Here is an 11,723-nt window from a genome sequence, read left to right on the forward strand (position 1 = left end):
ATGTTAAATCTGAAAAAAACAGCGGTAGCTGTTCTTGCTTTAGGTAGCAGTGCAGTATTTGCTGGAACCATGGGTCCTGTATGTACCCCTGGTAATGTCACCGTTCCTTGCGAAAGAACAGCTTGGGATTTTGGTGTATATGCTCTGTACCTTCAACCTGCATATGATGTAGATTACGGTTATCCTTTCTTCCACTCTCCAGATGGTATCACTAATCACTATCGTGATTTGGATCCTGACTGGGGATGGGGCTTCAAGTTAGAAGGTTCTTACCATTTTAGTACTGGTAATGATTTGAACCTTAACTGGTACCACTGGAACAAGCAAAACGATGAGAACTTTGCTGATGCATTCTTCGGCGGTTTCGGTCCTCTCTATGGCAGCCATCATTTTGAACCAAAATGGGATGCTGTTAACCTAGAGTTTGGCCAACACGTTGATTTCGGTGAGTTCAAAGACATTCGTTTCCATGCTGGTGTTCAATATGCCCGTATCGAGCACGAGTTTACTGCATCTGGTTATATTCCACCAGCTTCTGTATTCACTGGCTTCTCTACAACAGGTGAGAGCAAGTTCAATGGCTTCGGTCCACGTGTAGGTATGGACATGCAGTACAACTTCAACAATGGCTTTGCTATTTACGGAAATGGCGCTTCTGCATTGTTAGTTGGCGATGCTAAGTTCAACACTGCAACTGCTTTTGGTGGTTTCCTAATTGGTTCTACCTCTGGTTCAAAAACAACCATCGTTCCTGAACTAGAAGCTAAGTTAGGTGCTAAGTACACTTATGCCATGGCTCAAGGTGACTTGACTCTAGATGCTGGTTGGATGTGGGTTAACTATTTCAACGCTAACCACTTCATCGGTACTTTAGCTGGTAACCGCGAATCTAACTTCGCTCTACAAGGTCCTTTCGCTGGTTTGAAATGGGTTGGTAACGTTTAATTAGTCAAACCGGAAATGTCTTACTGAAGCCCATCCTTGTTGATGGGCTTTTTTTTGATAGATGGAGTGATCAATGTTGAAAAAAACAACCCTCGCTATTTTTTGCATGGCAGCAAGTGGTTTTGCATCAGCAGGGACAATGGGGCCTGCTTGTGTACCTGGCGATGTAACTGTTCCTTGCGAAGCTAAAAAATGGGACATAGGAGTACAAGCTCTTTATTTACAACCTATTTATAGTTCTCAACGAGGTTATGAGTTGACCCAAAGCGACACCTTTAGGGAAGTCGAGCATGATTGGGATTGGGGATACCGTTTAGAAGGTTCTTATCATTTCAGCACAGGTAATGACATTACTATGACCTGGGTGCATTTTGATGATGATAACTCTCATCACTCTGGCTATGCTGGTGTTACTCCTTTTAGTGGCCCTTTCCTCGTGCCATTCGGCATAACCATAGACAACCGTTTTGATCAAGTAAACCTCGTGATGGGGCAGCACGTTGATATGGGGCTCTTGAAAGATGCTCGATTCTACGGTGGTTTGCAATATGCAAGAATCCGCTTGGATGCTACCTATAACTATGCTGCAACAATACCAGTGCTCGCACCTGCAGGGTTTTCTCAAGATCGCGATGCAGATTTTAATGGGGTTGGTCCTGTTATCGGTATAGATTATGCCTATGACTTAGTGCGCGGATTTAGCATTACTGCAAATACTGCTGGCTCAATTTTATATGGCACAAGCCGTTTTAATAATAGATTTATTTTCGCACCTAGTGGATTAGTGCCTATTAATGTTTATGCGAGCAAAAAATCTGTAGTTCCAAGTATAGAAGCGAAGTTGGGCCTAAAATATGCCTACGAAATGCCTCAAGGCGTCTTTAATATTGAAGGCGGTTATCAAGTTCTCAATTATTTTGATGCGCTGCATGTCTTTAATCTTGCAGCTAACTTAAAGAATAGTGATTTTGGACTGTATGGGCCGTACCTTGGTGCAAAATGGGTAGGTAACCTTCTATAGTTCCTACCGTTTTCAAAAAGCCCTGCCCAGGGCTTTTTTTTTATCCAAATTATTAATACTGATTTCCCTACCTCATGAGCGTAACTTCCCTTGTCTAAGAATAGTATAACAAATATTGTGCGCAAAGGCTGGCCACTGCGATCGATGCAAGCTATAATCCTCAGCGATAAATAACCAGGAAGACAAAAAAACAGTCAGGAGTACCGCTCGTGAAACAGAAAGTACTTATTATGGCCATTGCCGCAATCTCTGGGCCACTATTTGCTGCTAAAAATGCAGAATTACAAAAAGAAATTCAATTACTGCAAGCGCAAACAAAAGCTCTACAAGCTCAACTCAATCGTTTGCAAAAACAAGTTGCGCTGCAACCTACAGAGAAATCACAGGGTACGTCTCAAAATATAGCGCAAAAAAAGCAGGGTAAACAGGCAGAAAAAGCAAGGAAGCAAAGTCGAAGGGAAGTGGCAGACGAGAAAGCCTCAAAATCTAAAAAGGCTAAGGGTCAATTTCATGCAGCTCCTGTACAGGTAAATATCGTAGATGGTGATCCGGACTCAAGTAGTTTTTACCCAACAGCCCTTATTGCAGACAATCGAATAGTCACTTATATCGCTGGAACACCTGTAGTTGCTTCACCTTATACGGGCGATAGGCCAGCATTTGATGGTTCCGATTATATTGTTAACATTTCCAGTATTAATCGTGACGTGCGTTTAATGGAACAACGGCGTCGAGTTTATGATGCCTATGAGAGCATAGGATACCCCATTCCTGAAAGACCAATTATTGCGTTGAGTGGAAAGACCGAGCCTGTCGCTTTTGCCGAGCGTCCCTACATAGGCTCTACAACTGGTGATTTAGACTTAGGCTCAAGTGAGCTTGATGTTGCTGTATTGTTAAATAGTAAAGTAGAGGCTTTCACCTCGATAGCTTATGATTCTTTGCCTCCTCAAATTGGAGGTACCCGAGTAGAGAATTCAGTATTTTTCTTAAATCAAGGTTTCGTTAACATCGGTGATTTAAATATAACCCCTTATTATTTCACTGCTGGCCAAATCTACATTCCTTATGGTAGATACTCAAGTTCTATGGTGAGCTCTCCACTCACGATGAGGCTTGCACGTACTAAATCAAGACCTTTCATTTTCGGCTATAAATCACAAACGGAATCTGGCCCATATGCTGCTCTTTATGCATTTAAATCCGATACTACTGATGGACACTCAGGTGTTGGCGGTATAAACGCAGGTTATACAATCCATACGGATAATACTAGAGGCGAGCTAGGGGCAAGTTACATCGGTTCGATCACGGATTCTGCTGGCATGCAAAATACAGGTTCAGCACCTGGAACTACTTTTGGTGGATTTGGTTCAGTGACTAACGGAACGGAGGCCGTCCATCAAGTGCCAGGAGTAGGAGCGCATATTAACCTCAACGTTGATCGCTATAGTTTTACTGCTGAATGGGTTGCTGCTGCAAGAGATTTTAGTGTTCAAGACTTAAGTTTCAATGGCAAGCCTGCTAGACCGCAAGCAGGTCAGCTTGAGGCAGGAGTAACTTTCATGGCTTTTTCAAAGCCAGCATCATTAGGCATAGGCTACCAGTGGACTCAACAAGCATTGGCGCTTAATTTACCGGAACAACGATTCGCTGGTGTCTTTAATATTTCAATTTGGAAAGACACGGTAGAAAGTATTGAGTATCGTCACGATATTGACTACAAAGCAAACCAATTCGCTAATGGTGCGGCTCCAGTTGGGGTTGTTAACCAAAATACAGTTGGAACTGGTAAAACATCGGATGCAGTCGTTGCACAACTCGGTGTTTATTTCTAAGCTCATATTAACTGTTCATGTCCTATAGGCATGAACAGCAAATAATTCATACTGTTATTAAATTCTACACCTAATAAAAATACTGCTATTCTTATCCTAATAGGGAGTAAATCGGGATTTATATATGGGACTTGCACACGCCTTAGCATCACGCGTTGGCTTTGCAAAAAAATCTCTTCTTTTGCATTCTTGCTTAACTTATGCAAATCCAACGAAATCTCGTCAATCAAGTAAGCCGTGGCAAGCTGTCATTGTTGGTATAGTTTTGTTTCTCATTTCTATCTCAACGGCATTAGCTAATAAGATTATGGAGCTTAAAATAAATGGCGCCATTGGACCTGCAACGGCAGATTTTATAAGTCGTGGCATTACACAAGGTCAAGACGCAGCACTGATTCTGATAATTTTAGATACTCCAGGTGGTTTAGATAAGTCAATGCACTTGATTGTGCAAGATATTTTATCCTCAAAAATCCCTGTGGTGACTTATGTCGCTCCGAATGGTGCGCGTGCAGCCAGTGCGGGCACTTTTATAGTGTATGCCAGCACAGTTGCTGCCATGGCACCTAGCACGCATTTAGGCGCGGCAAGTCCTGTTAATTTAAATGAGGTAGTGAGTAAGAAGGAGCAACCCAAATCCTCGATGGATAAAAAAATTACCAATGATGCTGTGGCTTACATCCGCTCTTTAGCTCAATTACGAGGTAGAAATTCCGAGTTTGCTGAAAAGGCCATATTAGATGCCGCTACTTTAACAGCAATTGAAGCAAAACAAGGAGGCGTAATTAATATTATTGCTAAAGACAGGCAGGATTTGCTGAAACAATTAGATGGCATGGTTGTAACCCAAAATGGAAAGCAGGTCAAAATATCAGCAAAAAGTGCACAAATAGTCAATTTGACACCGGATTGGCGAATGCGTTTTTTGCAGGCGATTACTGATCCAACCGTTGCTTATTTGCTATTGCTACTTGGCATTTATGGAATTTTCTTTGAATTGTTAAATCCTGGTTTCGTGCTGCCTGGGGTAATTGGAGCTATTTCCATACTAATTGCACTTTATGCACTACAGTTACTTCCCATTAGTTATGCAGGACTTGGTTTAATTATCTTAGGTATTATCTTTATTATTGCCGAAGCTTATGCTCCAAGTTTTGGAGCTTTAGGTTTTGGTGGCACAGTGGCATTTATTATCGGGTCCATTTTATTGATTGATACAAAGAATTATGGCTATCAAATTGCATGGTCAGCAATTTTGGCAATGGCAGCAGTAAATATTCTTATTTTATTTACCTTAGGAGCAATGGCTGTAAAATCAAGAAAACAAAAGCCTCAACACGGTGTTAGCATTTTATTAGGTGCAGAGGGCAGGTCCTTAGGGGCTATTAATCTTGAGGGTCAGGCAGTTATCCGAGGAGAAATCTGGACTGTGCATGCAAAAACGCCTATCGTTGCGGATAAACGCATTAAAGTTGTTGCGACCAAGGGCTTACAGCTTGAAGTAGAAGAAATCGAAACGAATCACGGTAATGAGAGTTCGGCTAAAAAATAATGTTCGTTTAGTGACATAACAGCATTTATGCCATTTATATCGAACTCACATTAGTTAGAAAGGATACTGGTGGGAAAAAGGAGAAAAAAATGTTCTCATTCATGGGGTTTGTAATCATTATTATTGCTATTTTCTTAATGTCCACTCTGCGAGTATTGCGAGAATATGAGCGGGGAGTGATTTTTTTGCTGGGCCGTTTCTGGCGTGTCAAAGGGCCTGGACTTATTCTTGTTATTCCTATTGTGCAACAGATGGTGCGTGTTGATTTAAGAACGGTGGTTATGGATGTGCCAAGCCAAGATGTGATCTCTAGAGATAACGTTTCAGTTCGTGTGAATGCTGTTCTTTATTTCCGCGTTGTAGAGCCACAAAATGCAATTATCCAAGTTGAAAATTATTTTGAAGCTACTAGCCAATTGGCTCAGACAACCTTACGTTCAGTGTTGGGGCAGCACGAATTAGATGAAATGTTAGCGGAAAGAGAGCAACTCAATAGCGACATTCAAAAAATTTTAGATGCCCAAACTGACAGTTGGGGAATCAAAGTTTCTAATGTCGAAATTAAACATGTTGATTTGGATGAAAGCATGATCCGTGCTATTGCAAAACAAGCTGAAGCCGAGCGGGATAGAAGAGCAAAAGTGATTCATGCCGAAGGTGAGTTACAAGCTTCAGAAAAGTTACTGCAAGCAGCCCAGGTTTTAGCTCAGCAGCCCCAGTCTTTGCAATTACGTTACTTGCAAACACTGGCAACTCTGGGCTCGAATAACAACTCATCAACAATTATTTTTCCCATGCCTATGGAGTTGGGTGAATTGTTGTGCAAGTTAAATCCGAAGAAGTAATTACTTCGGATTTGCCTTTGCAGCATTTTCATCAATGTTTTCAATGATTTTATCAACGATCTTGGTACTTTCCGTTTTTGCTTTGAAGAGGCGCCAATTACCAGTTCCGATAAGGCTAGGCAAGGCCAAGATGACATTTAATATATCTACAAGAACCTGTTTATAACCACGATGTTGATCTAAAACTGGTTTTGCGTCACGAATCGCTTGCTTACAATTTTGTTGGAAACGCTCCTCAGTTAATTCGCCTTTCATATATTTCACGTGGTTTTCGCGAAGCCCTTTATAAAGATTAACAGCAGTTTCAGCAACATTTTTGTATTTGTCATCTTTAAGCGCCAGTATAGCGTGAGAGTATGCTTTAACCCTCAGTTCCTCTAAAGCGGCTGATAGTTTTGCTTCTCGACTATTTAACTGAGCTGCTTGTCCCTTTAATTTGGTATGCTTAGCTTGAACATTCTCAAACCAGTTTTCACGGGCTGCTTCTGTCAAGCTCTCATGGGTAAGCACTTTATGTAAATGCTCATAAGACAATGGTTTATCTAGCAATACTTCAAGTACAGGCTGGGTAAGATCATTTCTTGCAAGCAATTTGCCGATAAGCTCGTCAGTATTACATTTTTTCGCTAGGGCTACCAAATTAGCTTCAGAATGCCTATCTGTTTTGCTAGCATCTATAAGTAACTTAAGCTCTGCTTCATCGGCAATACCAACCATATCGCTGATAGGTAAAAAGCCTTGCATGTCTTTACCATATAAGTTGAGAATGTGAAGTCCTATCGTTGGAGTTACTTCATATTCTTTAATAATATCCTTGATGTCATTAGTCTTAGTTTCTCCGGAAGGGTACTTTTTGAATACCTCAAGAATACAATTTTCCCAAGCATCTTGACGACGATGTTCTCCAAAGGCTTTACGTGCAAGTTGTTGTAGTAGTTGATGATTGTTATGGACATTATTTATTTCAATGATCTTCAGAGCAATATCGGTGGAAAATGCTTTGTTTTCAATAGCATTACTCATTACCTCAGCAGTTGCTTTTGGATGCGAAACAGTAGCCAATAAAACACGTGAATCAAAATTGCCTTTGGCAACTGCTTTTAACACATCCTCATTTATAGCCGTTGGATGTTTTAAAATTTGCAATAATTCATCGTTACTTACGCTCACTGGCTTTTTAGAGATGAGCGACAATACCAATTCACTGGAAAGAGAAGCATGAGTATAGATTGCTCCGCGAACAAAATTATTACCAGTAGCTTGTCTATGGTGAAAAACAAGCTCAAGCGTTTTCGAACTTTGCGCGAGTTTAAGAATATGCAGTAACTGATCTTGATCTAGATTCAGTTGAGCAAGAACAACTTGCAATACTTTGTCAGTGATGTCATCTCGCTGCAATAATTTTTCAGTGGTATTTTTTGGCATGTCACTTAATTTTTTGGCAATTGCGATAAGATGTTCTTCTGCAAGTGGGCCTGTTTTGTCAGGGTTAAGGAGTATTTCTGTCAGATCGTAAACATCAGCGATTTCAATTATCTTCGTCAGTGACAAGGCGCCTATCATGTCCTTTCCAAATATATCCAGAATATGAAGGCCAAGCTTTGTGGTTATCGGTTTGTACTCTTTAATAATCCCCTGGATTTCTGCAGAGAATAAGTCATTATTAGATGCGTATTTTCCAAATATTTGGACTAAGTAATGCTCCCACTCATCGGGGGTTTTACTTATTTCACGCTCTGCAAAGGCTTTACGTGTAAGTTTTTTCAATACCTCATGGCCTGTCTCAGTATCAATTTGACTTATGATTTGTTGAGCGACATCTCCAGAGAAGCCACTATTGTCAATAGCTAATTTCATAACATCTAAGGTGATCTCAGGATGTATTACAACCTTTTCTAGAACCTGAGCATTTACTTTCTTATTGGCTATTGCTGCCAATACTTCCTCGTTAACAGCTGTAGGATGTTTTAAGAGGAGTAATAAATCCTTATCTAATTGGTTACCTGTTAAAAGTTGCAGCACATATTTTGAAGACAGAGCGTTATGCTGATAAATTGCTTTACGAACCTCGTGGTTTGCCACTTTATGGTCATGAATAAATGGGAGAGTTTCAGATGATTTAACCTTTTTAACAATTTCTAATATCTGTCTTTCTTCTAATTTATAGTTATCGATCATTGCTGTAAGTACAGAGTCGGTAAGATCATTTCTTTGCAGAAACTCGTTCATTAAACCGTTTGCATAACATCTATCGGCTAAAGACAATAGTAGTTCTTTAGAAAGGTTGCCTGTATTTTTTGGATTAACGAGCAGTTTAAGAGTTTCGCTATCTGCAGATGTAATGATGCCTTCGAGAGGTAAGTACTTAATTAGTTCTTCACCAAACACACGCAGAATATTAATACCAAGAGCTGGACTTAGCGCCTCTTTATTTTGTTTAATTCGCTCTTTTATGTCAGATGCTTTTAATGTTGGCGCATATTTATATTTTTTGAACATCTGAGTGAGGATGCGCTCCCATTCGTCTGTCTTTTCGGTTTTGTATTGTGCAAAAATTTTATCTGTTAGTCTTATTAATAAATTATGATTCTTTGTTAGGGTGGCATTCTCGATAATTGCTTCAGCAACCTCTGATGAAAATGCAGTATGATCGATAGCACTACCCCGTAAATCAAAATCGTCATGAGGGAGAAGGACTATCTGCTTTAGAACGGATGAATCAGTCTCTTTTTGCCCCATGACGGCTGCAAGTACCTTCTCATTGATAGAGTAAGGATGTTGTAAAATCAGCAGCAACTCGTCTTTCCCTAGCTCTTGGGTTAGAAATGATAGCAAAGATTCTGGGGATAGTGAGGGATGTTGATAGACTGTCTTACGAACAGTAGGGTCTTTTATTCCGCGATTATAAATAAGTTCAAGCATATCAGAGTATTGCGCTTGTTCGATGCAGAGTAATAGATTAGCTTGATCCAGTTTATCTTTATTAAGTACTTCCTTCAGTACATCCTCGGTAATATCATTTCTTAGCAATAATTTTTTAACTAGTTCGTTAGATGGACATCTCTTGGCCAACGATATCAATGTATTTTGCGTAAGTTTCGAGGTTAAACCTAAAATCAGTTCAATAGCCGGACCATCAAGCTCTTTCTTGAGTACTTCTTGTAGTATTTTCTCAGTAAGCGTTTGATTTTTTGTAACCTCTTTTCTTTTCAGTAGTTTCTCGATTAACGGAGTAGAGTCGCATTTTTCAGCTATCGATATCAATATACTTGCAGGAAACAGAGAAGTTATACCTAGGAATGCTTCGACAGCTTTGGTATCGAGCTTTTTATTAAGTAGTTCGTTAAATACATTCTCAGTAAGATCTGTTCTTTTCAGTAATTTCTCAATTAATGGCGTAGTCCCACATTGTTTAGCTATTGATATCAATATACTTTCAGGAAGCGGGAAACTTATACCCAGGAATGCTTCGACAGCCTTGGTATCGAGCTCTTTACTAAGTACCTCGTTGAATACGACCTCAGTAAGCTCTTCTTCTTTTCTTGTCAGTAATTTCTCGATTAATGGCGTAGTCTTACATTTCTTAGCTATTGATAACATGACCTCTGAAGGAAGCGTCTGCTTCAAACCTAGAATTGCTTCGACAGCTTGGTCATCGATTTCTTTTTTGACGACTTCTTTTAGTGCGTCCCGAGTAATCTCCACTCTTTTCAGTAATTTCTCGATTAAAAAGGTATCTGTTCCACATTTCTCAGCTAGCGATAGCAATGGTCCTTGGGAAAATCTAACGGGCGGTCGCGGCAAATCCAAGAGCGCGCCGACGGCAGTAGCATCAAGATCTTTACTAACTACTATTTTCTGTACCTTCTCAGCAATCAGTGGGTACGTAGTAATGTCTTTTCTTTGCAGTAATGTTTCGATTGCCGGAGTAGACTCACATTGTTTAGCCAGTGATAGGACAACATCTTCGGGAAATTCGTCGGTTCGTCCTAGAATCATTTCAACAATCTTCCCGTCGAGTTTTTTCTCAAGCACTTCTCGCACTACATTTGCAGTAACGTCTTTATGCAGTAGTTTTTCGATTGATGGGGTAGACTTACACTTCTTAGCAAGTGATACCAGTATATCCTCAGAAAGCTTATTCGTTAAACCAAGAAATACTTCTACAATTTCAGGAGCATCACTAAGCTTGTGTTTAAGTACATTCTCCAAAAGTTTGTTTGAAGGGTTCTCTGCTTTTAAAAGCGCTAGTAAAACATCTGCATCTGAAGCATGGGCAACCATTGCTTCAAAAGTATCCATTATAACCGTTTTGTCTTGTAAGGCTGGATATTTTCTCATGACATGAAGTGCTTCAACACTTGCAAGTTGCCATTTGGATTTTTCGCCTTCTTGTTTTACAGTATTGTTAAGGCCATAACTCGCCAAAAATTTAGGAAGTGGTATACCTCCCAGGCATACTCCTACGCAAGCATCTTCTTCCTCAGATAGATCCTGTAAGAATGGTTTATCTGCTATATGTTGTATGTGTTGCAGTAAATCTTTAACCCCTTTAAGGTGTTTTAGATGCGTATCCACATAAGTAAGGCTACTAAAAGATAAACCGAATTTTTCCTGTATTTCTTGGGAAGTGAGTTCTTGAGATGCCCAATTATTATTCACATAAACAAACGCTTCAGCAACTTTTTGATATTCAGCAGCCTGAACGGGAATGGTTTTGGGGAACAACTCATTCCAATTAAGTTTACTATGGTCTTCAAAAGGATGTTTCGTAATATAGATAAATCCTTCAATGTTTCCTTGTGTTAATGCCGCTTTTAATTGTGGGAGCTCTGTTTCACTGCCTGGGCGATAAACTTGCAATGTATTTTCAAAGTAAGTAAGTTTCTCAACGGGCTTGTCTTTCAGCCAATGTAAAGGAGTTTCTTGATTCAAAAGGGTTGTGAATTCGCCATTAAAAAAGCGCACTTGCTCTCGCAAAGCCTGGTAGCGTGGATCGTTAAGAATTTTCCCCGGCCGTGTTCCTGCGGTTACAGTGTCTGAAGTGGTTGATATCCAACTGTTAGGCAAGAAGCGAATTCGTTTTGCCAGTTCTTGTTCTTCTTGCGGGGTCACAACTGTGGCATGTAATTGATCATTTTCCATGTGATACCAGACGAGGAAAACTGGTTTTAAATAGACATTGATATGTTGTTTTTGATGCCTATGAGTAATAGCGTAGTTGGTGCTCACCCTAAGATTATCGGAAAACATATTAGGTAACACTTTATCCGATTCACTAAATTGATTTAGCGGCATGGTCATTTCGTTTAGGTCATCTATTCCCTCTTTCTTAAAAAAGTCACTCATGCTCAGATATGCCCAGCTTTTCGGATAGGCTTCGTCTAATTTAGGATCGTAACAAGCATTCAGCGATATACGTTCTACCTGTACCTGTTTTTGTACTTGTTTTTGTACCTGAACTTCTTTGGCAAGAGAATCATCGAGGCCTTCATATTTTTCTAAGCAGTGAGGAAGAGCCG

6 protein-coding genes are annotated in these 11,723 nt (G+C 40.1%); 5 read left to right on the forward strand and 1 reads right to left on the reverse strand.

Annotated elements, in window-relative coordinates; genetic code table 11:
* The 5 genes from Lbru_RS06525 (at nt 1) to Lbru_RS06545 (ending at nt 6,201) form a co-directional block, all read left to right on the forward strand.
* Nucleotides 1–945 (forward strand): Lpg1974 family pore-forming outer membrane protein, encoded by a 945-nt coding sequence (locus Lbru_RS06525; RefSeq protein ID WP_058441371.1) that lies wholly within the window; start codon nt 1–3, stop codon nt 943–945.
* A 73-nt stretch (nt 946–1,018) separates the two neighbouring features.
* Complete coding sequence (locus Lbru_RS06530; protein WP_058441372.1) at nt 1,019–1,966, forward strand: Lpg1974 family pore-forming outer membrane protein; 948 nt, start codon at nt 1,019–1,021, stop codon at nt 1,964–1,966.
* Nucleotides 1,967–2,175: 209 nt separating this feature from the next.
* Complete coding sequence (locus Lbru_RS06535; RefSeq protein WP_058441373.1) at nt 2,176–3,804, forward strand: FlxA-like family protein; 1,629 nt, start codon at nt 2,176–2,178, stop codon at nt 3,802–3,804.
* A 124-nt stretch (nt 3,805–3,928) separates the two neighbouring features.
* Nucleotides 3,929–5,356, forward strand: coding sequence for an NfeD family protein (locus Lbru_RS06540; protein ID WP_083500844.1), 1,428 nt, complete (start codon nt 3,929–3,931; stop codon nt 5,354–5,356).
* A gap of 101 nt (nt 5,357–5,457) precedes the next feature.
* Complete coding sequence (locus Lbru_RS06545) at nt 5,458–6,201, forward strand: slipin family protein (protein ID WP_202967541.1); 744 nt, start codon at nt 5,458–5,460, stop codon at nt 6,199–6,201.
* Here Lbru_RS06545 and Lbru_RS17325 read toward each other — a convergent pair.
* On the reverse strand, nt 6,202–11,723 hold a 5,522-nt coding region (locus Lbru_RS17325; RefSeq protein WP_058441375.1), incomplete at its 5' end, for a hypothetical protein.

This window comes from Legionella brunensis, from assembly GCF_001467025.1.
Classification (GTDB): Bacteria; Pseudomonadota; Gammaproteobacteria; order Legionellales; family Legionellaceae; genus Tatlockia; species Tatlockia brunensis.